This window comes from Marinobacter sp. DUT-3 (assembly GCF_050379435.1).
Classification (GTDB): Bacteria; Pseudomonadota; Gammaproteobacteria; order Pseudomonadales; family Oleiphilaceae; genus Marinobacter.
Genome location: NZ_JBNRMG010000003.1, coordinates 192,972 through 217,800, shown reverse-complemented (window position 1 = coordinate 217,800; position 24,829 = coordinate 192,972). Strand labels below are relative to the sequence as shown.

The 24,829-nt window shown below is 58.4% G+C and carries 20 protein-coding genes; 2 read left to right on the top strand and 18 right to left on the bottom strand.

Annotation, left to right across the window (positions count from 1 at the left end):
- Positions 1 to 59: 59 nt before the first annotated feature.
- The gene (gene ppc / locus ACQUWM_RS06345; protein ID WP_407002075.1) at positions 60 to 2,705 is read right to left on the bottom strand and encodes a phosphoenolpyruvate carboxylase; all 2,646 of its coding nucleotides are present in this window, start codon (positions 2,703 to 2,705) and stop codon (positions 60 to 62) included.
- Positions 2,706 to 2,788: 83 nt separating this feature from the next.
- Between ppc and ACQUWM_RS06340 the strand changes: the two genes are divergently transcribed.
- Positions 2,789 to 3,022, top strand: a complete 234-nt coding sequence (locus tag ACQUWM_RS06340) for a hypothetical protein (protein WP_406986465.1) — start codon at positions 2,789 to 2,791, stop codon at positions 3,020 to 3,022.
- Between the two features lie 72 nt (positions 3,023 to 3,094).
- Here the strand turns inward: ACQUWM_RS06340 and ACQUWM_RS06335 are convergent, their stop codons facing one another.
- The 5 genes from ACQUWM_RS06335 to cysM all read right to left on the bottom strand — a co-directional run bounded on the left by ACQUWM_RS06335 (position 3,095) and on the right by cysM (position 8,988).
- Positions 3,095 to 3,439 carry a pilin assembly protein gene (locus ACQUWM_RS06335; RefSeq protein WP_406986462.1) on the bottom strand — a complete coding sequence of 115 codons (345 nt, stop codon included), beginning with the start codon at positions 3,437 to 3,439 and terminating at the stop codon, positions 3,095 to 3,097.
- A gap of 158 nt (positions 3,440 to 3,597) precedes the next feature.
- Positions 3,598 to 4,440, bottom strand: a complete 843-nt coding sequence (gene mazG, locus ACQUWM_RS06330; RefSeq protein ID WP_407002076.1) for a nucleoside triphosphate pyrophosphohydrolase — start codon at positions 4,438 to 4,440, stop codon at positions 3,598 to 3,600.
- Complete coding sequence (gene relA, locus ACQUWM_RS06325) at positions 4,437 to 6,674, bottom strand: GTP diphosphokinase (protein WP_428921551.1); 2,238 nt, start codon at positions 6,672 to 6,674, stop codon at positions 4,437 to 4,439. The genes mazG and relA overlap by 4 nt, the downstream gene beginning before the upstream one ends.
- 58 nt (positions 6,675 to 6,732) lie before the next feature.
- A complete protein-coding gene (rlmD, locus tag ACQUWM_RS06320; protein ID WP_428921550.1) occupies positions 6,733 to 8,073 on the bottom strand; it encodes a 23S rRNA (uracil(1939)-C(5))-methyltransferase RlmD in 1,341 nt (446 codons plus the stop codon).
- 21 nt (positions 8,074 to 8,094) lie between these two features.
- Positions 8,095 to 8,988, bottom strand: coding sequence for a cysteine synthase CysM (gene cysM / locus ACQUWM_RS06315; protein ID WP_428921549.1), 894 nt, complete (start codon positions 8,986 to 8,988; stop codon positions 8,095 to 8,097).
- A gap of 261 nt (positions 8,989 to 9,249) precedes the next feature.
- On the opposite strand from cysM, the gene ACQUWM_RS06310 reads away from it, so the two are divergent.
- Positions 9,250 to 12,150, top strand: a complete 2,901-nt coding sequence (locus ACQUWM_RS06310; RefSeq protein ID WP_428921548.1) for an ATP-binding protein — start codon at positions 9,250 to 9,252, stop codon at positions 12,148 to 12,150.
- A gap of 15 nt (positions 12,151 to 12,165) precedes the next feature.
- Here the strand turns inward: ACQUWM_RS06310 and pdxJ are convergent, their stop codons facing one another.
- The 12 genes from pdxJ to ACQUWM_RS06250 all read right to left on the bottom strand — a co-directional run bounded on the left by pdxJ (position 12,166) and on the right by ACQUWM_RS06250 (position 24,829).
- Complete coding sequence (gene pdxJ / locus ACQUWM_RS06305; protein ID WP_428921547.1) at positions 12,166 to 12,903, bottom strand: pyridoxine 5'-phosphate synthase; 738 nt, start codon at positions 12,901 to 12,903, stop codon at positions 12,166 to 12,168.
- Complete coding sequence (gene recO / locus ACQUWM_RS06300; protein WP_407002082.1) at positions 12,893 to 13,621, bottom strand: DNA repair protein RecO; 729 nt, start codon at positions 13,619 to 13,621, stop codon at positions 12,893 to 12,895. Before recO ends, pdxJ begins: the two co-directional genes overlap by 11 nt.
- Before the next feature lie 7 nt (positions 13,622 to 13,628).
- Complete coding sequence (era, locus tag ACQUWM_RS06295) at positions 13,629 to 14,546, bottom strand: GTPase Era (RefSeq protein WP_428921546.1); 918 nt, start codon at positions 14,544 to 14,546, stop codon at positions 13,629 to 13,631.
- Entirely contained in the window at positions 14,546 to 15,235 is a 690-nt protein-coding gene (gene rnc / locus ACQUWM_RS06290; RefSeq protein ID WP_406986437.1) for a ribonuclease III, read from the bottom strand. The genes era and rnc overlap by 1 nt, the downstream gene beginning before the upstream one ends.
- Positions 15,232 to 15,621, bottom strand: a complete 390-nt coding sequence (locus ACQUWM_RS06285; protein ID WP_406986435.1) for a DUF4845 domain-containing protein — start codon at positions 15,619 to 15,621, stop codon at positions 15,232 to 15,234. The genes rnc and ACQUWM_RS06285 overlap by 4 nt, the downstream gene beginning before the upstream one ends.
- 21 nt (positions 15,622 to 15,642) lie before the next feature.
- Positions 15,643 to 16,431: a signal peptidase I gene (gene lepB, locus ACQUWM_RS06280; RefSeq protein ID WP_407002084.1), complete on the bottom strand. Its 789-nt coding sequence runs from the start codon at positions 16,429 to 16,431 to the stop codon at positions 15,643 to 15,645.
- Positions 16,432 to 16,442: 11 nt separating this feature from the next.
- The gene (gene lepA, locus ACQUWM_RS06275) at positions 16,443 to 18,245 is read right to left on the bottom strand and encodes a translation elongation factor 4 (protein ID WP_407002085.1); all 1,803 of its coding nucleotides are present in this window, start codon (positions 18,243 to 18,245) and stop codon (positions 16,443 to 16,445) included.
- 104 nt (positions 18,246 to 18,349) lie between these two features.
- A complete protein-coding gene (locus ACQUWM_RS06270; protein ID WP_428921545.1) occupies positions 18,350 to 21,076 on the bottom strand; it encodes a bifunctional diguanylate cyclase/phosphodiesterase in 2,727 nt (908 codons plus the stop codon).
- Positions 21,077 to 21,189: 113 nt separating this feature from the next.
- Positions 21,190 to 22,587, bottom strand: a complete 1,398-nt coding sequence (locus ACQUWM_RS06265) for a DegQ family serine endoprotease (protein WP_407002098.1) — start codon at positions 22,585 to 22,587, stop codon at positions 21,190 to 21,192.
- 146 nt (positions 22,588 to 22,733) lie between these two features.
- Positions 22,734 to 23,201, bottom strand: coding sequence for a SoxR reducing system RseC family protein (locus tag ACQUWM_RS06260; protein WP_407002087.1), 468 nt, complete (start codon positions 23,199 to 23,201; stop codon positions 22,734 to 22,736).
- A complete protein-coding gene (locus ACQUWM_RS06255; protein ID WP_428921544.1) occupies positions 23,198 to 24,241 on the bottom strand; it encodes a MucB/RseB C-terminal domain-containing protein in 1,044 nt (347 codons plus the stop codon). Before ACQUWM_RS06255 ends, ACQUWM_RS06260 begins: the two co-directional genes overlap by 4 nt.
- A gap of 21 nt (positions 24,242 to 24,262) precedes the next feature.
- The gene (locus ACQUWM_RS06250; RefSeq protein ID WP_428921543.1) at positions 24,263 to 24,829 is read right to left on the bottom strand and encodes a sigma-E factor negative regulatory protein; all 567 of its coding nucleotides are present in this window, start codon (positions 24,827 to 24,829) and stop codon (positions 24,263 to 24,265) included.

The following is a 24,829-nucleotide window of genomic DNA, read 5'->3' as shown; positions in this document are numbered from 1 at the left end:
GTTACTCCTGTTATCCATACTGGCCGACACTCCAGCCAGCCATACATCGTCGGGCCTGATCAGCCGGTATTACGCATACCGGCAGCAATACCCGCCATGGTTACCTTCAGGGCCCGTCCGACCACTTCCGGCACTTCGCCCTTACCTTCGCTTTGCCGGTCACGCTTGAGCAATTCCGCCTGCAGGTAGTGCAAAGGATCAGTATACGGGTTCCTTACGCGCATGGAATGGGCAAACACCGGTTCCCCTTCCAGCAGGGTCTGCTGATCCTTTAACTCCAGCAGCCTGTCAATGCACCCGTTCAGGCGCTCCCGCAGACTGCCCCCCAGTTTCTTCAGGTCTTCATCCTCAACCAGGGTCTGCTCATAGTAACTGGCAATCCGCAAATCGGCTTTTGCCAACACCATTTCCAGCATATCCACGTAGGTGCGGAAGAACGGCCAGCCGCTCATCATCTCCCGCAGCACTGGCAGGCGGTCATTGCGGGCCGCTTCTTCCAGCGCCACATCACTGCCGAGCCAGCTTGGCAGCATCAGCCGCATCTGGGTCCAGGCAAAAATCCACGGAATGGCGCGCAGACTCTCGACGCCTCCGCTCGGTTTCCGGCGGGCCGGGCGGCTACCCAGGGCCAGCTTGCCCAGCGCCTGTTCGGGGGTGACCTGGCGGAAGTAGGGTACAAAATCAGGGTCTTCCCTCACCACATCCCGATAGGCCTTGAGAGACCTCTCAGTCAGCCAGTCCATGGTTTCACGCCAATGCGGTTCCGGTTCGGGTGGCGGCGCCAGTGTCGCTTCGACCACCGCAGTGGTGTACAGCGTCAGGCTCTGCTCCGCCAGACGCGGCAGACCGAACTTGAAGCGGATCATCTCTCCCTGCTCGGTGATGCGGAAGCTGCCATTCACCGACCCGGGCGGCTGGGACAGAATGGCCCGGTTAGCCGGACCACCGCCCCGCCCCACAGTGCCACCACGACCATGGAACAGGGTCAGGTGAACGCCATAACGGGCAGCAACAGCCGTCAGCTTTTCCTGAGCCTGGTACTGGGCCCAGGCCGCCATCAGCTGGCCGGCGTCCTTGGAGGAATCGGAATAGCCGATCATCACTTCCTGGCGTCCGCCGCAATAGTTTCGGTACCACTCCACGTCGTACAGGGCCGCCATGCTGTCGGGCGCACCGGTCAGATCATCCAGGGTCTCAAACAGGGGAACGACCCGCATGGGAAAGGTCATGCCGGATTCCCGCAGTAACAGGATGACACTGAGCACGTCGGAAGGTTTGCTGGCCATGGAAATCACGTAGGAACCCAGGGCTTCCGGCGTTTGACGGGCAATCACTTCGCAGGTGGCGAGCACTTCGCGCACCTCTTCCGAGGCTTCCCAATGTCTTGGCACCAGGGGGCGACGCCCCTGCAGTTCTTTCAGCAAAAACTGCTGACGCTGCTCCTCGGTCCACGACAGGTAATCGCCAAGCCCGAGGTAATCCACCATTTCCGCCACCGCCTGGGCATGCCGGGAGGCCTCCTGGCGAATATCCAGACGGATCAGCGTCAGGCCAAAGGTATGAGCGCGCCGGATGGTGTCCAGAAGAGGACCATTCGCAATGTTCTCCAGACCACAATCCACCAGCGAGCGGTAGCATATTTCCAGGGGCTCGATAAAATCCCTGTTCTCGAACAGGATGTCCCTGTCATCTCCGGACCCGCCATTGACACCGGCCTCAGCCCAGTCACGGGTCTTGATCAGCCGGTCCCGCAATCCGGCCAGGATGTAACGGTAGGGTTCCCGGCTCTCGCCCGCCAGCGCTTTCAGTTCGTCATTGGCCTGCCACATGGACAACTCGGCACGCAGCGCCTGGATATCCCGCAGATAGAGGTCCGCGGCCATCCAGCGCCCCAGCAGAAACACCTCGCGGGTCACCTGATGGGTCACGTTAGGGTTGCCGTCCCGGTCTCCGCCCATCCAGGAAGCAATTCGAATCGGCGCCGCATCGAGAGGCAGCCCCTGTCCGGTCACTTCGGTCAACGACAGGTCGAGGCTTCTCAGAAACCGGGGCAAGGCCTGCCAGAGGCTGTTTTCGATCACCGCAAACCCCCACTTGGCTTCATCTACCGCCGTCGGGCGCTCGTGGCGAATCTCGTCGGTATGCCAGGCCTCGGAAATCAACTGGGCCAGCCGGTTCACGATCTCATCCCGCTCCGCCGGCAGCAGGTCCTGGTGATCCAGGCGAGCCAGGCAATCGGACATTTCATCGTACTTCATGATCAGGGTGCGGCGGGCAACCTCGGTGGGGTGCGCCGTCATCACGAACTCGATACTCAGGCCCGCCACCTGACGATGTAATTCATCGGCACTGATGCCGGACGACGTCAGACGCTCAAACACTTCCTCCAGGGACTCCACCATCAGGTCCGACTGGTGGCCACGCTTGCGGCGTATGCCATGATACTGCTCTGCCAGGTTGGCGAGGTTCAGGAACTGGTTGAAGGCGCGGGTGACCGGAAGCAGTTCTTCATCTTCCAGCTTCCCCAGCAGGTTGACCAGACGCTGCCCCGAACCGCTTTCCTGGCGACGATCAGCCTTGGCTGCGGCGCGAATCTCCTCAATCAGGTCAAAGCAGTCCTGCCCCGGGTAACGCTGGATGCTCTGGCCCAGCAGTTCACCCAGCATACGAACGTTTTCTCGAAGGTCGGGATGTAACTCGGTCACATTGACGTCCTTTTAAATTGACGGAAGCGAAGTAAACTAACGATACTAATAACGATTAAAGCCCGTAGTCGCAAGGAGAATTCATGAAAGTTACTGATCTGCCCAAGCATTGGGAAAGCAAGAAGAAAAACGTCGAGAGGACCCACGACTACAACCTGCGGCTGCCGCTGGAGGATGCCGCACGGATCGCCGCGCTGGCCGAGCTTTATCCGGACCGGTCGGAGAGCGACATACTCAATGACATGATCGGAGCCGCGCTGGACGACCTGGTCAGGCAGAGTCCGCTCAAGGATAAACTCGAAGGAAAAGAAAAGTAGCGCAGAAGGCATGGATTCGGGGTGGCGGGACCACCCCGACGGGAGAAGCCAAAGGTCAGTGAAGCTGCCGTGTCAGGCAACGGACTCCAGCTGACGGGCTTTCAGACGCTGGATGTGCTTCTGGCTCAGGCTGACAAAGCGCGGTGTCATACCCTGATCCTCGTAGATCTCGAAGCCGTCCTCATCGTATGCCACCACCTTCGTTCCCTCAACGTACGGGAAGCTGGTTTCCAACTCATCAAGAGCGGCGGAAATCAGATCACGCATCAGGTCCTGGGATGACTTCATCGGATAAAGCGCGGCGAGCTTTTCCAGTCGCTTGTGATGCTGGTCAGACAGCTCCATAAAATAGGCATCGCGGGTCAGACGTCCCCGTGCATGCTTATCCCAGTAATTGACCAGATCTTTGATTTTCATGGTGCCTTCACTCCTGCATCTTCTCTGCGGCCTACGGCGCACTGATAAAGTGCATCCGTTTCAGGAAGTGTAGACGAAGGAAACGCATGCCGGGACAACAAATTGGTAACGGATTGTACTTACCAACCCTTTGCCAACCCCTTGCAGGTGCCGGGTTTTCAGCCTTTCTCCACACCTTTGACCTGTTGCCAGATGGCGTCCAGGGCCTCCAGGGTTTCATCGTCCAGGTTACGGCCTTCGCCCTCCAGGCGCTGCTCTATGGCACGAAAGCGTGCATCGAACTTGTGATTGGTTCGATTCAGCGCCTGCTCAGGATTCACCTTCATGAACCGTGCCAGGTTAACGCAGACGAACAGTAGATCCCCCAGCTCATCCTCAACCGCATCACGGGCGCCAGTACCGTTCTCGGCAGCGTGCCAGGCTTCCTTGAGTTCATCGATTTCCTCGTGGAGCTTGTCGAACACCGGCTCAATATCCGGCCAGTCGAAGCCGTGGTTGGCGGCCCGCTTCTGCAGTTTTTCCGCACGAGCCATGGCTGGCAGGGTCCGGGCGATACCATCCAGTCGACTGCTGTCGCTCGTTTCCGGCTTGGGGTTGAGTGCGCGTTCTTCTGCCTTGATTCGCTCCCAGCTCGCCTTAATCTCGGCCTCGCCAGGCCGATTATCGGGGTCAACACGGCTCTCAAGGGTGCCTTCGGGGAAAACATGCGGATGGCGACGCAACAGCTTGCGCACCAGATTGTCCACCACCGAGTCAAAATCGAAATGCCCCTGTTCCCGCCCCATCCGCGTGTAGAAAATCACCTGGAACAGCAGGTCCCCCAGTTCGTCTTCAAGGTGGGGGTAATCAGCCCGCTCTATGGCATCCGCCACTTCGTAGGCTTCTTCCAGGGTGTGAGGCACGATGCTTTTAAAGGTCTGTTTGATATCCCAGGGGCAACCGGTCTCGGGATCCCGTAACCGCGCCATCAGGGTTTTCAGGTCCTCAATGGAGTAACTCATCCTCGCTTGCGCCTCACGTCAATGATGTTGGGCAGGTTGCGTATCTGGGCCAGCAGCTTCGCCAGTTGCTCAAGACTGGAAATCTCCACCGTTACGGTCATTGTCGCGGTGTTCTCATCCTTGTTGCTGAGCGTGTTCAGGGACAAAACATCACTTTTGGAGGACGACAGCACCTGGGTGATATCCCGCAGCAGCCCCGAACGATCGTAAGCCTGGATTTCAACATCCACGGGATAGACCGCCGCTGGCTGACCGCCCCAGCTCACCTCAATGATCCGGTTGGGCTCCAGATCCTTCAGGTTCAGGAAGGTGATGCAATCCTGCCGATGCACGGTCACTCCGCGACCAACCGTAATGTAGCCACCGATATCATCCCCCGGCAGCGGTTTGCAGCACTTGGCCACCTGGGTCTTGAGTTTGCCGACCCCCAGGATGCGGATATCCGATTCCGTATCATAAGGCCGGCGACGCTGGCCGCTGAGTTTGAGGTCCAACTGCTCCGACTTGGGCTCCAGCATCTGCTGGGCCACATTGGCCACGTGGGTGGGGCGCAGGTCGCCGGCGCCAAGTGCAGCGAACATATCCTCGGCATCGTGGTAGTTGACCTTTCGGGCCAGATCCCCGAGGTCGACATCATAGAGGGAGAGACGACGAAACTCGTCTTCGAGAATGGCTCGTCCATCGACGACATTCCGATCGCGATCCTGCTCCTTGAACCAGTGGGTCACTTTCGCCCGTGCCCGGGAGGTCTGGATGTACCCCAGGCTGGGATTCAGCCAGTCCCGACTGGGCGCCGGATTGTTCGAGGTAAGAATAAACACCTGATCACCGGTTTTCAGGGGATAGGTCAGGGGCACAATCCGGCTATTGACCCGGGCGCCACGGCAGGCGTGACCGATCTCGGTGTGTACCCGGTACGCAAAGTCCACCGGGGTCGCCCCCTGGGGCAGATCCACCACATGCCCTTCGGGCGTGAAGACATACACCCGGTCGGAAGCCACGTCGCTTTTCAGGTGATCGGCGAGCCCGGACAGGTCACCCAACTCTTCCTGCCATTCCAGCACCTGACGCAACCAGTTGATCTTGGCATCGTAGCCAGTGGAACGGTTCCCGGTGTCCGTGCCCTTGTAGAGCCAATGGGCGCACACGCCCAGTTCCGCTTCCTCGTGCATCTTGTGGGTGCGGATCTGCACTTCCATCACCTTGCCCTCGGGGCCAATCACGGCGGTATGCAGGGACTGGTAGCCATTTTCCTTGGGGTTGGCGATGTAGTCGTCAAACTCGTTGGGGATGTGGCGCCACAAAGTGTGCACGATACCCAGCGCCGCGTAGCAGTCCCGCACTTCGGGCACCAGTATCCGTACAGCTCTGACATCGTAGACCTGGGAGAAATCGATGCCCTTACGGCGCATCTTCCGCCAGATGCTGTAAATGTGCTTGGCGCGCCCCGACAACTCCCCTTCGATACCAAAATTCTTGAGTTCGGTTTTCAGGGTATCGATCACCCGGCGGATATAACTCTCCCGGTCGAGACGCTTCTCATCCAGGAGCTTGGCAATTTTCTTGTAGGCCGAGGCATGGAGATACCGAAAGGACAAGTCCTCCAGCTCCCACTTGATGTGCCCGATGCCCAGGCGATGGGCCAGGGGCGCATAGATGTCGAACACCTCCCGGGCCACCCGCATACGCTTTTCTTCGGACGCGTTCTTGACCGCGCGGATCGCACAGGTTCGTTCTGCCAGCTTGATCAACGCGACACGAACGTCGTCAATCATGGTCACCAGCATCTTGCGCACATTGTCGAGCTGGCCTTCACTCTGGCCAAGCACATTGCCCTTCAACGGGTGATGGATCGAGGAGATGGCAGCCATATGCTGAACGCCATTAATCAGCCCGGCGACTTCATCGCCAAACTCCTTGCGGATCTCCTCCAGGGGCACCCGCTCCTCACGCACCGCACGGTAAAGTATCGCAGCCACCAAACTGGCCTGATCGAGATGCAGCTCCACCAGCACCTGCGCCATTTCTATGCCGGTACGGAAACTGCTGGCGCCTTCGGCCCACAGGCGATCTTCGCGGAAAGCCTGCAGATCGATCTCTGCCGCTTTTTCGCAGGCACGGCGAAACTGGTCCACATTCTCCAGGCGGGTCTGGGATTCGATCCGGCGCACCCAGCGCCCGATATCTACCTGACCATCACCGGTGACTGCGTAATCTTCGCGTACTTTTACCATATCGGTTTTGTTCTTCCCGTTTATTCACCCGGCCATCCCTGACCGGCTGGTTAATCTGTCATTGATCGTCACGCTCAAACATCGCAATGGATTCCACATGAGTGGTGTGTGGAAACATATCCATCACACCCGCCCTGACCAGGCGATAACCATTACGCACCATAACGCCCGCATCCCTGGCCAGCGTAGCCGGATTACAGGAAACATACACAATACGCCTGGCGCCAAACGCTGTCAGGTATTCACACACTTCCTGGGCGCCCGACCGGGGCGGATCAATCAGGATCTTGTCGAACCCTTCAACTGCCCACGGCTGGGATGTGAAATCCGCCTGCAAATCGGCACCGTGGAAAGTGACATTGGTCAGGCCGTTGAGTTCCGCATTTTCCCGACCACGGACCACCATGGCGTCATCACCTTCGACGCCGACAACCTGCCCGGCCTTGCGCGCCAACGGTAACGTAAAGTTGCCAAGGCCACAGAACAGATCCAGAACCCGCTGTTCCGGCTGAACGTCCAGCCACTCCACAGCCCGGTGAACCATGGTGCCATTGATGCCCGCGTTGACCTGGGTGAAATCCATCGGATGGAACTTCATCGTCAGGTCAAATTCGTCGAGACGATAACTCAGGCGCTCTTCGCCCTCTTCGGGCCAGATGCGATGCACGGTATCAGGCCCTTTCGGCTGCAGGTAAATATGCAAATCGTGGGCCTGACCAAAGGCAATCAGGGCGGCCCGGTCCGGGTCACTGAGGTCGTCCATGTTACGGAACACCATGACCGCGACATCATCGCCACAGGCCACTTCGACCTGGGGAATGCGGCTGAAGGCGTCCAGCTTGTAGAGCATCTCCCGCAGCGGAGTAATACGCTCGCCAATTCGCGGATCCAGAACCGCGCAGCGGTCAATGTCCGTCAGAAAACTGTTGCGCTTTTCCCGGAACCCCACCAGCACCGAATCCCTGGCCTGGACATGGCGAACACCGAGACGGGCCTTGCGGCGGTAGCCAAGGGAGTCCGGCGACCGCATCGGCGGTACCCATTCTTCGGGCTCAATGCCCCCGAAATGGGCGAAGTGCTCCCTGAGAGTATCTTCCTTGAACTGAATCTGGGCATCGGCCCCCATGTGCTGAAGGCTGCAGCCACCGCACAAATCTGCATAGTCACAGGGAGGCGTCACCCGCGCGGGAGAATCTTCCAGCACTTCCAGGGTTCTCAATTCGTCAAACTTGCTGCGGGAACCCACCACCTTCGCCATCACCGTCTCGCCGGGCAAGGCGCCATCGACGAACTGGGTTTTCCCGTCCTGACGGGCAATGCCCCGGCCATCGTGACTCAGGTTTTCAACTACACAACGGACAGGTTCTTTCGGAAGTACCTTCCTGCGTCTTCTGCTCATACTGAATTCTCTTGCTGCGGTTCAGGCGCCGGGAAAGACGCCGGTAGACAGGTAACGGTCGCCACGGTCACAGATAATGGCCACGATCACGGCGTTTTCAACCTGTCGGGACAACTGCAGGGCCGCGGCAATAGAGCCCCCGGAAGACACACCGCAGAAAATCCCTTCCTCGCGGGCGAGGGCTCTCATGGTGTCTTCCGCTTCCTGCTGGCCAATATCCAGCACCTGATCAACCCGACTGGCCTCGTAGATTTTGGGCAGATAGGCTTCCGGCCAGCGCCGGATACCGGGAATGGATGCGCCTTCCCTGGGCTGCAAACCGATGATGCGGATGTCCGGGTTGCGTTCTTTCAGGTATCGGGACACCCCCATAATGGTGCCGGTCGTGCCCATGGAGCTGACAAAGTGTGTCACCCGACCTCCGGTCTGCTCCCAGATCTCGGGGCCGGTGGTGCGATAGTGAGCCAGGGGGTTATCGGGGTTGCTGAACTGATCGAGAACCTTACCCTTGCCATCGGACTCCATTTGCAGGGCCAGGTCACGGGCGGTTTCCATCCCCTCTTCTTTCGAAACGGTGACGATTTCCGCGCCATAGGCCCGCATGGACGCCCGACGCTCCTCGCTCATGTTCTCCGGCATGATCAATACCATGCGGTAACCCTTGATGGCGGCGGCCATGGCCAGAGCAATACCGGTGTTACCACTGGTGGCCTCAATCAGCGTGTCGCCAGGGCTGATTTCGCCCCTGCGCTCGGCTTCCTGAATCATGCTCACCGCCGGGCGGTCTTTCACCGAGCCGGCCGGGTTGTTGCCTTCCAGCTTGGCGAGAACGACATTACTGGTATCACCCGGCAGGCGCTGCAAACGGACCAGCGGTGTGTGCCCGACATAATTTTCTATGGTGGGGAAATTCATAACGGAACCTTTCCTCAAATCTGCCTCCTCCCGGCATGCCAGATAACCAAGCTGACAATAGCCTGTGGTACACTTCCGGGTTCGCATGATACGCGTTATGGTCGCCGTCTCCCAATACAGCTTCTCGCTATATCCATGACCGGCGGCTATATCCGGAACACTACCGGGCTGTCAGAACAGCACCGATGTTCCGGATCATCTATTCTGACAGGGAAGTAAGGCCAGATAACCGGCTGGTAACGACAACATCGGGAACACGATATGCGGCGTTGGGGCATTCGCAAAAAAGTACTGGTGGTGACGCTGGTCCCCACTCTTCTGACCACCCTGGTCCTGGGGCTATTCTTCACCTATAGCTGGGTCAATAACATTGAAAACCTGCTCCAGGATCGTGGCCAGTCGTTGTCGCGGCAACTGGCGGCAGGCTCCGAGTATGGCCTTTTTACCGCCAACAGAAGTCTGCTGAACAGCCTTTCCAACGCCCTTCTGGAAGAGCAGGACGTACGTTCCATCACGTTTTTCAACGCCGAACGTCAGCGCCTGCTGCATACCGGCCCGGGAAGCACCGACGCCATCTCCGCCGAGGACCTCACGGCGGATCGCCCCTGGCGCATCTTCCGCGAGAACAGCACCCTGTTCGTCACCCCGGTTTTCCTTCAGGACCTGATGATCGAAAGCATGCTGGACCCGGATGCCGGGCAGCCAGTGAATGGGGTGCGGGAGCCCCTGGGCTGGGCGGCCGTGGAGATGTCCCACATCCGCACAGAAAAGGAAACCTACAAGGCGCTGCTGATCTCGCTGATGCTGGTACTGGGGGGCGTCATTCTCAGTCTCATCATCGCCATGCGCCTCAGTCGCGCCTTTACCGATCCGGTTTTCGAACTGAACGAGGCCGTTGCCAAACTCAAGGAAGGCAAGCTGGATACCCGCGTGCACACCGCTGCTGGCCCTGAGTTCGAGCAACTGGAATCCGGCCTCAACGCCATGGCGGAGGAGCTCAGCAAGGCCCAGGCGGAAATGCAGCAGAACATTGATCAGGCCACCGAGGATCTTCGGGAAACCCTGGAGACCATTGAGATCCAGAACATCGAGCTGGATTTCGCCCGTAAGGAAGCCCTGGAGGCCAGTCGGATCAAATCCGAGTTTCTCGCCAACATGTCCCACGAGATACGCACGCCCCTGAACGGCATCATTGGCTTCACCGAGCTATTGATGAAGAGTCCTCTGCCCCGCCAGCAACGGGACCATCTCAGCACCATCCGAAAATCCTCGGAGATCCTGCTGACCATCATCAATGACATCCTGGATTTCTCGAAAATCGAAGCCGGCAAACTGATCCTGGACAGGGTTCCGTTCCAGCTGAGGGACATCGTCGAGGATGTCATGGTCATGCTGGCCCCGGCCGCCCACGGCAAGAACCTCGACCTGGTGCCGCTGGTCTACAACGATGTGCCAGACAACATCATGGGCGACCCGTTGCGGGTCAAACAGGTGATTACCAACCTGGTCAACAACGCCATCAAGTTCACCCAGACCGGCGAAGTCGTGCTCCGGGCCAGCCTCGAAGAAGAGGACCAGGAAAGCAACAGGGTGACCCTGCGCATCAGCATCACCGACTCCGGCGTGGGCCTTTCCCGGGCCCAGCAGCAATCCCTGTTCAATGCCTTCAATCAGGCAGACGCCTCAACCGCGCGCCAGTATGGCGGTACCGGCCTCGGGCTGGCGATCTCCAAACGGCTGGTTGAGGAAATGGGCGGCAAAATTGGTCTGCAAAGCGACCTGGGCAAGGGATCGACGTTCTGGTTCACCCTCACCTCGGAGCTGTCCTGCTCCGGCGAGGCCATCGCTCCCCGGGACGCCCTGCGGGGGGAACGTGCCATTTACCTGGAGCAACAGAGGACCACTGGCCTCGCGGTGGAGCACATGCTCAGAGAATGGGGCATGTTGGTCGATGTGGTCGCCTCCCCCGGCGCCATGCAGGAACAGGTGGAAGAGGCCCAACGCAACCAGTCCGGCTATGCTCTCGCCATCGTTGGGATTACCCGGCATTTGCTGAATTCCAGCCAGTACTGCGGCCTGGTACGGACCCTGGAACTGGAGCGTGACTGCCGGACACTCCTGCTGACACCGACTCTGGACACCCACGACACACCCCTCTCCGGTCTCGCCAGCGGGCACCTGACAAAACCTGTGTGTCGTGACGCCCTGTATGACGAGCTACTGTTACTGGTTCACGGCATCAGCACCGGACAGAAAACCCTGCTGGAGCACTCCGCGCCACCGCTGTGGCAACCGTCCGGAGCCATGCCAAGGATCCTCGCGGTGGACGATAACGACGCCAACCTGAAGCTGGTCATGACCTTGCTGAAAGACTGCCAGGTCAACGCGGAAGGCGCTTCCAGTGGCTTTGAAGCCATCAGCAAGGCCCGCAAAAACCCGTTTGACCTGGTCTTCATGGACTTGCAAATGCCCGGCATGGACGGCGTCGAGACCACGGCCCGGTTGCGCGCCATGGACAGCAAGACCCATCGCACCCCGGTGATCGCCCTCACCGCCCATGCCCTGGCCGATGAGCAGGACCGCCTGGCACGCCAGGGATTCGATGGCTATCTCGCCAAACCCATCAGCAGCCACCAGCTGGTCGAAACCATTCGCGAATATACCGGTTATTCCTCTGATGCCTCACCGCAGCCCGAACAGACCCGGATTCCGGAAGTCAGGGACACCCGCAAGACCCTGAGGCCATCGACTCGCAACCTGCAACAGGAATCCGTCAGCGTTGAGGAGAGCATTCAGTTGGCCGCCGGCAAGGCGGATCTTGCGGAGGAGTTGTTCAGCATGCTTCTGGAGCAGCTGTCAGCGGATGCGGACAAGGTCCGCAATTTCTGGAGAGAGGGCGATCTTGAACCGCTTCTTGAGTGTGTCCATAAACTGCATGGCGCTACTCGCTACTGCGGCGTTCCGGAACTGCGTGCTGCCGCCAATCAGTTCGAGACAGCACTCAAGTGTTCTTCCTCGGACATGGCCTACCAGAAAGATCAGTTACTGGCGGCCATTGAGAGGCTTGAGATATGGAGCGACCAGACGGACTGGCAATCCCTGTTCCGCCAGCAATCCGAGAGCGGGACAACGGACGCCGAGAACACCAACACCCTGTCCTGAAGGCTCTGTCCTGACCTAGCGGCTCCGGGCACTCTCAAGAATGGTCTTCATGTCACGCACCGCGTCCTTCAGGCCAGTGAAGACCGCCCGGGCAATAATGGCGTGACCGATATTAAGCTCGTTGATGCCGGGAATGGCCGCCACCCGCTCGGTATTGTGATAGTGCAATCCATGGCCTGCGTTCACGATCAATCCCTTTTTACGGGCGTAAGCCACAGCGTCCGCCAGTATCCTGAAGGCTGACTCCACGGCCTGAGGCTCCTTAGCCTCGGCGTATTCACCCGTGTGTAGCTCCACTACAGGGGCGCCGCAACGAACCGCAGCATCAATCTGCGCCGGATCAGGATCAATAAACAGGGACACTTCGGCTCCGATCTTAGCCAGACGCTCGCAGGCCTTGGCCACCCGGGCCTCCTGACCGTCAACGTCCAGCCCACCCTCGGTGGTGAGCTCCTCCCGTTTCTCTGGCACCAGGCAGACGCATTCCGGCCTCACCTGTTCCGCAAATGCCAGCATGGCATCGGTCACCGCCATCTCAAGGTTCATCTTGGTCTGCAGGGTCTCTTTGAGCATCAGCACGTCACGATCCTGGATGTGACGGCGATCTTCCCGCGGATGAATGGTGATCCCGTCAGCACCGGCCTCTTCCGCCAGCAGTGCCGCCTGGACCGGATCGGGATAGCGGGTACCCCGCGCCTGACGGAGGGTGGCCACGTGATCAATATTCACACCAAGTAACACTCTAGGATTCATTCGGTTCTCTCCGTGCATGACTGAAAAGGCTCCTGCTGTGCAGTGGCCTGCCCTGTAACAGGTAGTCCACCAACACGCGCATGACCCGTTTGGCGGTACGACGGCATTCCGGTGACTGCAGGTCTCCCTCCGCCAGGGCAAGCAAGGTATCTCCCGACAGACGCCTTAACCGTACATTCTGGTCCGGGCGCTGCAAAATGCCCTGCTCCGGATCATAGCAATAGCTCTGCCCCGCCTCGACCCCGATTCCGGTATCTGTCGCCATGTCCCAGGCGAAGCTGTAACCCAGCGCCTCGGCAAATGAGCGCTCAAACCGGCGCAGCACCGGTTCAACGTCGTCCGTGAGCGCCAGTTCGGCGATAACATCAATGTAGGCGGCAAACAGGGAGGGGTGGGGATCCGCCACTGGCAGGATCCTCTGCAGCAACTCATTAATATACAACCCGCTGTACAACGCAGTCGTACGGTTAAGCGAGGGACCACTGCGCACCTCTGCCTGGGTCAGGGTTTTCAGATTACTGCGGCCGGTCCAGTCCAGCATCAGCGGCTGGAACGGTTGCAACTGCGCCTTCAGGGGACTTTTGGCGCTATTGGCGCCACGGGCGATCAAGGACACGCGGCCCGCATTCAGCGTGAATACGTCAACCTGAAGACTGGTTTCCCGCCAGGGACGGCGATGGAGGACATACGCCGGCTCCTGCTGAACTGACCCGGCCATACGGTTCTCAGAAATCGTTCATGCCCAGGCTCTTCAGGGCCCGGTCGCTATCAGCCCAACCCCGCTTGACCTTGACCCACAGGCGAAGCATCACCTTGCTGTCGAACAAACGTTCCATATCAGCGCGGGCTTCCTGGCCGATGCGGCGCATTCGCTCACCCTTATCGCCTATGATGATCTTCTTCTGGCCCTCCCTTTCCACCAGAATAAGCGCGGAAATATGCAGGGTTTTGCCATCACGACGAAATTCCTCTATCTCAACAGCGACGGAATAAGGCAGTTCCGCACCCAGTTGCCGGGTGATTTTCTCCCGCACCATTTCGGCTGCCATGAATCGCTCACTGCGATCGGTGACCTGGTCATCCGGGTAGAAGTGCACGCTCTGAGGAAGATAGCGGCCAACCGCCTCTTCCAGCGGCTCCAGGTTCATCTCCTTGAGGGCTGACAGCGGAATGATCTCGGTAAACTCCCGCTTTTTTGACAGCATATCCAGATGCGGCAACAGGGTTTCCCGCTTCTCTATCCTGTCGACCTTGTTCACCGCGAGAATCACCGGGCACTTGAGGCTGGATAGCTTTTCCAGAACCAGTTCATCGGCCGTGGTCCACGCCATCTGGTCAACCACAAACACAACGACATCCACATCAATCAGCGCCGAAGTCGCGGCCTTGTTCATGTAGCGGTTCAGGGCCCTGGGCTCATCCTCGTGCATACCCGGGGTATCAACATAGATCGCCTGCACCGGCCCCATGGTCTTGATACCCAGCACCTGATGGCGGGTGGTCTGAGGCTTGCGGGAGGTTATGCTCAGCTTCTGGCCGAGTATATGATTCAGCAGCGTGGACTTGCCCACGTTTGGCCTGCCAACGATGGCAACAAAGCCACATCGGCTTTCCGGGTCGTCCGGACGGGTAATATCGTTCATTAGTCGTTCTCCACGCCCAGTTCCTTCAGGGCATTACGGGCGGCCTGCTGCTCGGCAATACGACGACTGCTGCCAACACCGGACGTATTACGACCCAGTGACGGCAAAGCGCAGGAAACATGGAAAGTCTGTGCATGGGCTTCACCGTCCACCGAGATTACATCGTACCGCGGCAGGGGAAACTGGCGCGATTGCAGATATTCCTGAAGACGGGTTTTCGGATCTTTCTGGGTGTCCTGGAGGTCCAGATTCTTCAGGCGCTGCTCAAACCAGCGCAGAACCTGCTGCCGACAGGTATCGAAATCACTGTCGAGGTAGATGGCGCCGATGATGGACTCCACGGCATCCGCAAGGATCGATTCGCGGCGGAATCCACCGCTTTTCAGTTCACCGGACCCCAGCCTGAGGTATTTTCCCAATTCAAACTCACGCCCGATCTCGGCAAGGGTCACGCCTTTGACCATACGGGCGCGCAAGCGACTTAACTGGCCCTCCCGCGCTTTCTCGAACTGCAGGTAGAGGTGTTCGGCAATAACCATATTCACGATGGAATCCCCCAGGAACTCCAGCCGTTCGTTATTCTGGTTGCCATAACTGCGGTGCGTCAGTGCCAGCAGCAAGCGCTCCGGCGTCTTGAACTGATAGCCGATACGACGCTGTAGTTGTTCCAGATCCGGTTGTGAACTCACTGGCCCTTCATCTCGTATTCGTGTTGGAAGTGGATGACGGTATCCACGTTACGGAACAGGTTATTACGCACCTCATAGTCCACTTTGATCACTACAAATTCACCGTTTTTCTCAACACTGATCTGTTTGGCATCAAAACCGCGGACGTTGTTCACGCTCAACCTTTTGTTGATCAGGCTCCTTACCTGGGGAGGCCCCATGGTCGAAAGACCTTCCGTGCCTTCCAGACCCTCAAGGGCTTCCTGAATGGTAATGTCATCCAGATAGGCCGGCCCCAGCTTGATCACCAGTGTCAGCAGGCTGCCAAAAAACAGCACCATCACCAGCATGGTAAGGGCCGAGGCACCGCCCTGACGCCCCATTGAAGAGACTTTATTCTTCTTCATTCAGACTACACTCCTTGAAAATTATTCAATGGCGCCGACACGATCAAAGGATGGCAGACTGGTCAGTGATTTCCAGTGCATCCAGATAGCAAATGCCTTTCCCACGATCAGTTCATCCGGCACCGTCCCCCAGTAACGACTGTCGTTACTGTTGTCGCGGTTATCACCCATCACGAAATAATGCCCCTCTGGTATCGTCCATTCTCCTTCACCGGAGCCACCCGGGCGCCCCAGGGTCAGGTAAAGGTTGTGTTCGATATCACCCAGGGTTTCACGGCGGAGCTCCATCGGTGGCAGTCGAGCCACAAACCGGGAGTCCACCTTGTCGCCATTGATAAACAGGTCCTTGTTGCGGTAACGGACATGATCCCCGGGCAAACCGACCACACGCTTGATGTAGTTGGTGCGTCCGTCCTCGGGATAGCGGAAGACCACCACCTCACCACGATCAGGATCATCCACTTCAAGAATCTTGGTACCAGCCACCGGCAGCCGCAGACCATAGGCGTACTTGTTCACCAGAATAAAGTCGCCCACTTCAAGCGTCGGCAACATCGACCCCGACGGTATCTGGAAAGGTTCCACCAGAAACGAGCGCAGCACCAGGACGATCGCCAGTACCGGGAAAAAGGAACGGCTCAGATCCACCAGGTATGGCTCTTTGGGTTCCTCCGCCTCGGTCCCCTGTGAGCCATCATCGGAGGGCACACCGGCCATTCTGCGCTTGCGGAGAAACAGCCTGTCTGCCAGCCAGATAAGGCCCGTTGCGAACGTCAATACAACCAGGACCAGGGGAAAATCAATATCCATTCAGGCGCCTTCTATTTATCCACTTTCAGTACGGCAAGGAACGCTTCCTGAGGCACTTCAACGTTGCCCAGTTGCTTCATGCGTTTTTTACCTTCTTTCTGCTTCTGCAGCAGTTTCTTCTTACGACTCACGTCACCACCGTAACACTTGGCGGTGACGTTCTTGCGAAGCGCTTTCACAGTCACCCGCGACACCACGTGAGTGCCAATGGCAGCCTGAATGGCGATATCAAACATCTGACGCGGGATCAGTTCCTTCATTTTCTCAATCAGCTGCCGGCCTTTGTAGTGGGCCTGATCCTTATGCACGATCAACGCCAGGGCGTCGACCCGCTCACCATTAATCAACACATCAAGACGTACCAGGTTGGCCGTCTGGAAACGGGTGAAATGGTAATCCAGGGAGGCAAAGCCGCGGCTGGCGGACTTGATGCGGTCAAAGAAATCCATCACCACTTCCGCCATGGGCAACTCATAGGTGAGCTGCACCTGGGTCGACATGAAGTGCATGTTCTTCTGAACACCCCGTTTCTCTTCACACAGAGCGATAACACTACCAAGATGCTCCTGGGGCACCAGAATGTTGGCCTCGACGATAGGCTCACGCATTTCCTCAATGGACCCAACATCCGGAAGCCGTGAGGGGTTGTCCACCGACAACGTCTCATTCTGCTTGTTCAGCACCTCATAGATGACCGTCGGGGCGGTGGTAATAAGGTCAATGTCGTATTCCCGCTCCAGCCGCTCCTGGATAATTTCCATGTGGAGCATGCCGAGGAAACCGCAACGGAACCCGAAGCCCAGGGCATCGGAGTTTTCCGGCTCGAAAAACAGAGAGGCATCGTTCAGGGTGAGCTTTTCCAGGGCATCCCGGAAATCGTCATAATCGTCCGCACTGACCGGGAACAACCCGGCGTACACCTGGGGTTTCACTTTTTTGAACCCCGGTAGCATCGGTGTGTCTTCCGAGAATTTCTGATGCACGATGGTATCGCCCACCGGCGCACCATGAATGTCCTTGATGCCCGCAACCACGAAGCCCACATCACCGGCCTGGAGAATGTCGGTGTCTTTGGGCTTGGGGTTGAAGATACCCACCTTGTCCGCGTTCCAGGCCTTGCCAGTGGACTTGATGACAATCTTGTCGCCCTTTTTCAGGGTACCCTCGGTGACCCGCACCAGGGAGACCACCCCGAGGTAATTATCGAACCATGAGTCGATGATCAGTGCCTGCAAAGGCGCGCCCCGATCACCTTTGGGAGGCGGTATCTTGCGGATCAGGTCTTCCAGTACATCTTCTACTCCCAGCCCGCTCTTGGCACTGCAGCGCACGGCATCGGAAGCCTCAATACCAATGATATCCTCAATTTCAGCTGCCACCCGCTCCGGCTCGGCCTGGGGCAGATCCATCTTGTTGAGCACCGGCACCACTTCCAGTCCCTGTTCGATGGCGGTGTAACAATTGGCTACGGACTGGGCTTCCACGCCCTGGCCGGCATCCACTACCAGCAGCGCCCCTTCACAGGCGTACAGAGAGCGAGATACCTCGTAGGAAAAATCCACGTGCCCTGGGGTGTCGATAAAGTTCAGCTTGTATTCCTGACCATCCCGGGCTTTATAGTTGAGCGTGACGCTCTGGGCCTTGATGGTAATCCCGCGCTCACGCTCAAGGTCCATGGAGTCCAGGACCTGCTCCGCCATTTCTCGGTCGGTCAGGCCGCCGCAAACCTGGATAAAACGGTCCGCGAGTGTGGATTTACCATGGTCGATGTGGGCGATGATGGAAAAGTTACGGATTCGGCTCAGTTCAGTCACAGACAATGAATACTCATATAAGACGAAGGATTGAGCCCGGAGGGGCCGCTACCGCAGTCCGGGAACGGCGTGATTTTACCGGTTACTAGCCGCCATTGCCATGTTCAGGAAATAAGCGGTCGCTCATACTGCCGAATCAGGAAGCCAATCAGCGCATCCTCGTCAAGCGGATAGCTGAACAGATTGCCCTGACACTGGGCGCACCCGGCCGTTTTAAGGAAGCTGAGTTGCTGGGGCGTTTCCACACCCTCCGCCACGACCGTCAGGTGCAGTTTCCTGGCCAGGGCAATGACGGCGGACGCCACGTCAGTGGCGCTGACATTATAGGGGATGTCGCGGATAAACCGATGATCAATCTTGATCACATTCAGCGGCAGTTGCTGCAACGCCACCAGGGAACAGGAACCGGTGCCGAAGTCATCAAGGATCAGGCACACACCGAGATCGTGCAGGGACACCAGCAACTCCCGCAACCGACGGGGATCTTCATTCAGCAGTTCCGCCGGCATTTCCAGTTCCAGCCGTTCTGGCGATACTCCGGTTTCAGTAATCACCTGGCGCACCATGTCCAGGAATCCCGGATCAATCAGCTGGTGCACGGACAGGTTCACCGCCATTTTGAGCGATTCAAAGCCGGCGCGCTCAAGCGCCTGAACCTGAATGCAGGCCTGGCGCAGGGCGATCTCCCCGAGCCGTACAATAAGGCCCGTTTCCTCCGCCAGCCCGATGAACTGTTGGGCCGACACCAGCCCCCTCTCCGGATGGTGCCAGCGCAGGAACGCTTCAACACCAATCACTCGCTCGGTTTCGAGATCCACCTTCGGCTGATAGTGAAGAACAAAACGGTCGCCATCCAGGGCGGTCGCCAACTCCTCCTGCTGCAGCAGACGACGCGCCGCCTGAATATTCATCGCAGGAGTAAAGAACTGATAGGTATTCCGGCCCATCTCCTTGGCACGATACATGGCAAGGTCGGCATACTTCATCAGGGTACCGGATTCCTCGCTGTCATGGGGAATCATGGTGATACCGATACTGACGGTAATGCCTACTTCGTGCTCGTTCAGACGGATGCGCTGGCACAGCCGCCTCAGGATGGTTTCCGCCACTTTGCCGGCGGCATCCGGGCCGCTGATTCTCGACAGCAGGACAACAAATTCATCCCCACCCAGACGGGCAACGGAATCCTCCTCCCGCACGCAACCAGTAAGCCACTGGGCAACCTGTTTCAACAGCTCATCGCCGGAATCGTGACCGAGGGTGTCATTGATCCGCTTGAAACCATCAAGGTCCAGAAACATCAGCGCGGCAGGCTCCCCGCTGCGGCGGCTCCGGCGAACCACGTGGTTCAGCCGGTCACGGAAAAGCTGTCGGTTCGCCAGACCGGTCAGAGGATCATAGAACGCGAGGCGATGCAGTTCCGACTGCGCCGCTTTCAATTGCGTCAGGTCCCGCAGGCTCAGCACCACACCGTTCACCCCCGGCACATTCAGCATCGCGGTATAGGTGCCTTCCATGTCCCGCCACTGGCCTTCGGCATCACGTACACGGGCGCGAATAACCGGCATTTGTTTACCGGGGGCCCCGATCGCGTCATCAAATCCGGTCACCAGCTGTGGCCAGTCATCGCCATGCACAATCGACTCAAAGTCCAGTTCCTGCAGCTTGTCGGGATCAAAACCAAGAATGTCCATGCTGGAGGGGCTTGCATACTGTGGCTTGCCATCGCGACCAAGCACCAGGGTGACATTGGCTGCGCCTTCGGTAATGGCACGGTACCGGCCAGCACCCACCTGCGCGAGTATGCGGGAGCGGATCAGCGTCAGGGCGAACAGGAACAACAACAGACTGATAACAATACCGGCACCCAGGACAATCGGGGGCCTGGGATCGGACGCCAGGAAATCAAAGGCGGGTGTCGAGCGGGTCTGTAACAGCCAGTCCCGGCCGCCATGGCGGATGGTCTGGCTCATTTCAAAACTGAAATCGTTATCCAGGGAACCGAGGTTGGAGCCATACATCACCGCGTCCCGGGAGACCTGGTTACCGTCGTAGATACGCACATCCAGAAAAGGCGAAATCAGGCCGACAATGCCGTCAATCAGGTTATTCATACGGAATGCACTGAACACGTAACCGGCCAGCATCATCCGGCGCTCCCCACGGAGGTCCGGAATCTTCCCGCCCTGGTACACCGGGTAATACATCAGGAAGCTGGCCTGATCTTCCGCAACTTCCTCCTGGATCAGGATCACTTTCCCGGTCACTGTTGGTTTGGCATCATCCCGGGCTTCTTCCATTGCGCGGCGATGAATGGGGTCACTGAAAGCATCGTAACCCAGCGCCCTGCGATTGCGTTCCGTACCGGGCTCCAAATATACCATCGGGTAATAATCCGGCCCGGCCCCCAACGGCGTGACCAGGTAATTGCGCACGCCCTCGGCACGGACCGAGGAAATATGATCCGCCATACGCCGCACGCCAATGCGCTCGACATAGCCAATCCCCTGTATGCCGGGGTAGTAACGGTCTATATCGACCTTGTCCACGTACTCCCGCCACTCATCGCGACTTACCTCTCCAGCTACGGCAAACAGACCCGCGCTGCCGGCCAGCACCTGCTCATAGTTCAGCAACCGTTCTTCGATGGCGGTCTTGAGCTGAAGCGACTGTGTACGGAAACGGGCCTCAGTGCGGTCTTCAACCAGTCGAATGGAAACCTGCCAAAGCAAAAGGGTCACCGCGATACTGGCAGCGAAAAGAAGCCACGCAACCCAGGCGTTGCGCAATTTCAGAAGTGTCCTGAGGGGAAGTTCCTTTTTGTTCATCATTCGGGCAGGTCCGGTCCGTGGCCAACGTTCTTGTTTAGTTCCGGCAGTATAACAAAAGCCCCGGGCAATGTCCCTGACCAGACATTACCCGGGGCTTTGGTACCAACGCCGGATCAGGGCTTCATCACAAGATAGATGGCCCGCCCCTGGCGCACTATGCGAACCGACACGGCACGATCCTCGGGTAAAGAGGATACGACCTCATGAAACTCCTCAACCGAACGAACCGGCTTGCGGTGGATCTCGGTAATGACATCCCGCGGACGAATACCCGCGTTCAAAGCCGGTCCCCGGCCAACATGCGCAACCAGAACACCCGAACTCAACTCCATGGCATCGGCGAGCTCCGCGGGTATCGGCTCAACCGACAGCCCCAACGGTGCCGACGCCGGGCCATTCTGATCCGTTGCGGGAGCGCCTGCCTGAACATCACCCTGCTCGGGCAGCTTGCCAATTTCCACATCCAGACTCATCTCCCGGCCTTCCCTGAGCACCGTCAGAGATGCAGTCTCGCCGACGGGGGTACGCCCAACCATGGGCGGCAGGTCCGACGACAGCTCGACATCGTCACCGTCGTACTCAAGCACGATATCGCCTGCTTCCAGACCCGCCTCCTCAGCCGGTGACCCTGCCATGACTTCCGCTACCAGGGCACCCCGGGGACGTTCGAGACCAAAGGATTCGGCCAGGTCCCGATTCACTTCCTGAATCAGCACACCCAGCCAGCCGCGGGCTACCACCCCCTTGTCACGAATCTGCCTGAAGACATTCATGGCGTCATCGATGGGAATGGCAAAGGAAACTCCCATGAAGCCCCCGGAACGGGTGTAGATCTGGGAATTAATGCCAACCACTTCGCCGTCAAGATTGAACAGCGGACCGCCGGAGTTCCCCGGATTAATGGCAACGTCAGTCTGGATGAACGGTACGTAGTTCTCGGTAGGCAGTGAACGACCGAGCGCACTGACAATGCCAGCAGTAACTGTGTAATCAAACCCGAAGGGAGAACCAATAGCCAACACCCACTCCCCCACTTTCAGATCCCGGGACTGGCCAATCTTGACCACCGGAAGGTCATCACCATCCTCAATCTTGAGCACGGCCATATCGGAACGGGGATCCGTACCCACCAGGGTTGCCGGCAATTCACGCCGATCACTCAGCCGCACGACAATCTCATCAGCACCCTCGATCACGTGATTGTTAGTCAGCACATACCCGTCTTTCGAAACAATGAAGCCGGACCCCATGGAACGACGGGGTTCCGAGCGCCCGGGACTGTTACCAAACGGAGACTGGGGCCCCCGAAAGAAGTCCTGGAAGAATTCCGGCAGCTGTTCCAGCTGGCGTTCATCAAACGGCATACCGGGATAACCGCCACCGCTGCGGGAGGACGAAGGAGTGCTGGTCGTACTGATGTTAACCACGGCGCCGGAGTTCTCCTCCACCAGTTCGGTGAAATCCGGAAGACTGCGTGCACTGACCCCCTGGGCCCAGACCAGAGACACCATCAGACACAGAACGAATGCCAAAGCCGTGGATACACCACCGGAGGTTGTCGCCAGCGTTCTGCGCTTCAGGTTTATTGTTAACATTTAGAACCCCCTGTTTATCAGAACTTTACGAATATTCTGTAGTCAGATACGCGATTTTCAACTTACAAAACGGTAGGGTTTGCGGGCACATGTCTGTCGATGGCGGCAGCAACTCGGATCAGCCGGGGTTCGTAACGATGGGCAGAGTGTCGCTGCAGCCAGCGAACCAGCGCGAAGCCACCGGCAAGCCCTGCTACAGCGCCAGCGATAGAAGCAGGATCCTGCCCCCCTGAACCCTGGTAACCCAGTACCGCCCCCATAACCATCAACAACAACGGCACGGCATACACCAGCAGGGACGCCCTCAGCAAGGCCGCCTCATCAATGGCCAGGGTGACCTCGTCGCCCACCTGCGCCTCCAGGTCATTAGCCACCAGCACCTGGTTGGCCCGGCCACCGGTCGCGCCGGCCAGCGCACGCTGACCACACCCATGACGGGCCGCACAGCTCTGGCAGGCGCTGCTACGAATGGTCTGTACCCAGACGCGCGCGCCGTCGATCGCCACAACCTTACCATTTTCAGTAATCATCGCCGGGCCGTCTCAAACGCCATGGCATCGTCTACCTCCACGGATTCCGCCACTTTCTTCGCCGTTACCGGGGGCACTTCGCCGACCACTGTTACCATAAAAGAACGGTCTCCCGTCTCCAGCTGATTGATGTATACGGTAGTGGCGCCAATCCTGGACGCCCCGGTGGGCATGGTAATCCGCCCTGTCGGCTCGACAAACACAGAAAAGGCCGCCAGCCCGTCTGAAAATGCTACCGCCTGACCATTGCCAGAGCGCGGCGCGGCGGCCGGCATAAACCCCTCGGGCTGCCAACGCAGTATCCAGCCATCCATTCGCGGCGCCTGGGAAGAGGAGCTCCCGTCGCTCAGGGAGCGCTCTATTTCCTGTCCCCGGGTTTGCACCTGAAATTCGCTGTCCGGCAGATTATCCGTGATTTCCAGACTGGTAAACTGGAAATGCTCCAACACCTCGTCGGTATCCGAACGGACATGGCTCTTGACCAGCAGACCAGTGGATTTCTCAAGCCACAAGCGGTGACTGTAGCGGTGTTCATCCCGTGCCTTGAGCGCAATTTTCACCACATCGTAGCCGGCCACCCGGTCTTCCCCCATCAACTCCGGGGTATACCACTGGATGACCGGCATCAACTGGCTCGAAAACGCTTCTGCAAACGGACCGGAAGGAATCACCTGATCCAGCTGGATGCGCCCCTGGTCAGGCAGAACACAGACAACCCGCATGCCCTTGCGGACGATTTCACCACTGCCGCCATCCTGGAGCACCAAACGCTCTTCAACCACGCCGTCACGGTAGCGATGGGCAATTTGCAGGGAACTGACCTGGTCCCCACGGGCATATACAAACACACCGCGATAGGAGGTCATATTGAGCGCCGGCCCCAAACGGGCCAGCCATTGTTCAGCAGTCTTTGACGCGGTACCGGTTTCAGATTCTGCACTGACCGCAACGGCAGGCGAAGCCGCGAGGAGCATCGCGACAGTCACCATACAGAACCTGTGAACCCGAAAATACCGGGTAATTGCCCGCCAATTCAACATCGACCACTCCACTTCCGAATACTAGTAAGCCGGGGCTGACGCACTGACCAGCCGGGCATAGCCAACGGATCCCCGACCTGCTCCCACGCTGTTGTGCTGAGCATGTTCAAGCAGATACCGACTCAGATGTTCCCATTGTTCCTCGTCCAGCCCCTGCAGGGCGACTTCCTGTACCTCGTCACCCGCGCCTTCACCTGCGGCAGCGGCATCCGCACTGGCCACTCCGGCAACTTGTCCCTCGAGCGCGGATGAGTCCCACCCTGCGCCGACACCAAACCCGACAATCAACGCGAGACTCACCATGGCAACTGCCGGCCAGTGCCAGCTTCTGTTCCGATGCACGTTGACGGCCTCGACCCCGGTTCCGGTGGCGCTCTGACCTGAGAGCGCGCGCCTGACGCCGGCACTGACATCGATAGCATCCGAGGGAGCTTGGCTCTGGTGCATGAGATCCCGCACTTGCTGCCAGCGCTGCCACTGGGAGCGAACATCGTTCTGCTCATCATGGGACAACAGCCGTCGGACGGATAGCTCATCCGCTTCATCGTCCATCATGGCAGACAGTGTTTCTCTGAGACGATCATCCAT

What these genes read in the sequence shown, in the direction of transcription:
- era (WP_428921546.1), bottom strand. Translation starts at nt 14,546, where the DNA reads ATGAACGATATTACCCGTCCGGACGACCCGGAAAGCCGATGTGGCTTT.
- ACQUWM_RS06265 (WP_407002098.1), bottom strand. Translation starts at nt 22,587, where the DNA reads ATGGTGTCTCTGGTCTGGGCCCAGGGGGTCAGTGCACGCAGTCTTCCG.
- pdxJ (WP_428921547.1), bottom strand. Translation starts at nt 12,903, where the DNA reads ATGAATCCTAGAGTGTTACTTGGTGTGAATATTGATCACGTGGCCACC.
- rlmD (WP_428921550.1), bottom strand. Translation starts at nt 8,073, where the DNA reads ATGAGCAGAAGACGCAGGAAGGTACTTCCGAAAGAACCTGTCCGTTGT.
- ACQUWM_RS06340 (WP_406986465.1), top strand. Translation starts at nt 2,789, where the DNA reads ATGAAAGTTACTGATCTGCCCAAGCATTGGGAAAGCAAGAAGAAAAAC.
- relA (WP_428921551.1), bottom strand. Translation starts at nt 6,674, where the DNA reads ATGGTAAAAGTACGCGAAGATTACGCAGTCACCGGTGATGGTCAGGTA.
- cysM (WP_428921549.1), bottom strand. Translation starts at nt 8,988, where the DNA reads ATGAATTTCCCCACCATAGAAAATTATGTCGGGCACACACCGCTGGTC.
- ACQUWM_RS06285 (WP_406986435.1), bottom strand. Translation starts at nt 15,621, where the DNA reads ATGAAGAAGAATAAAGTCTCTTCAATGGGGCGTCAGGGCGGTGCCTCG.
- ACQUWM_RS06270 (WP_428921545.1), bottom strand. Translation starts at nt 21,076, where the DNA reads ATGATGAACAAAAAGGAACTTCCCCTCAGGACACTTCTGAAATTGCGC.
- ACQUWM_RS06335 (WP_406986462.1), bottom strand. Translation starts at nt 3,439, where the DNA reads ATGAAAATCAAAGATCTGGTCAATTACTGGGATAAGCATGCACGGGGA.
- mazG (WP_407002076.1), bottom strand. Translation starts at nt 4,440, where the DNA reads ATGAGTTACTCCATTGAGGACCTGAAAACCCTGATGGCGCGGTTACGG.
- ACQUWM_RS06310 (WP_428921548.1), top strand. Translation starts at nt 9,250, where the DNA reads ATGCGGCGTTGGGGCATTCGCAAAAAAGTACTGGTGGTGACGCTGGTC.
- ACQUWM_RS06260 (WP_407002087.1), bottom strand. Translation starts at nt 23,201, where the DNA reads ATGATTACTGAAAATGGTAAGGTTGTGGCGATCGACGGCGCGCGCGTC.
- ACQUWM_RS06255 (WP_428921544.1), bottom strand. Translation starts at nt 24,241, where the DNA reads ATGTTGAATTGGCGGGCAATTACCCGGTATTTTCGGGTTCACAGGTTC.
- lepB (WP_407002084.1), bottom strand. Translation starts at nt 16,431, where the DNA reads ATGGATATTGATTTTCCCCTGGTCCTGGTTGTATTGACGTTCGCAACG.
- recO (WP_407002082.1), bottom strand. Translation starts at nt 13,621, where the DNA reads ATGGCCGGGTCAGTTCAGCAGGAGCCGGCGTATGTCCTCCATCGCCGT.
- ACQUWM_RS06250 (WP_428921543.1), bottom strand. Translation starts at nt 24,829, where the DNA reads ATGGATGATCGTCTCAGAGAAACACTGTCTGCCATGATGGACGATGAA.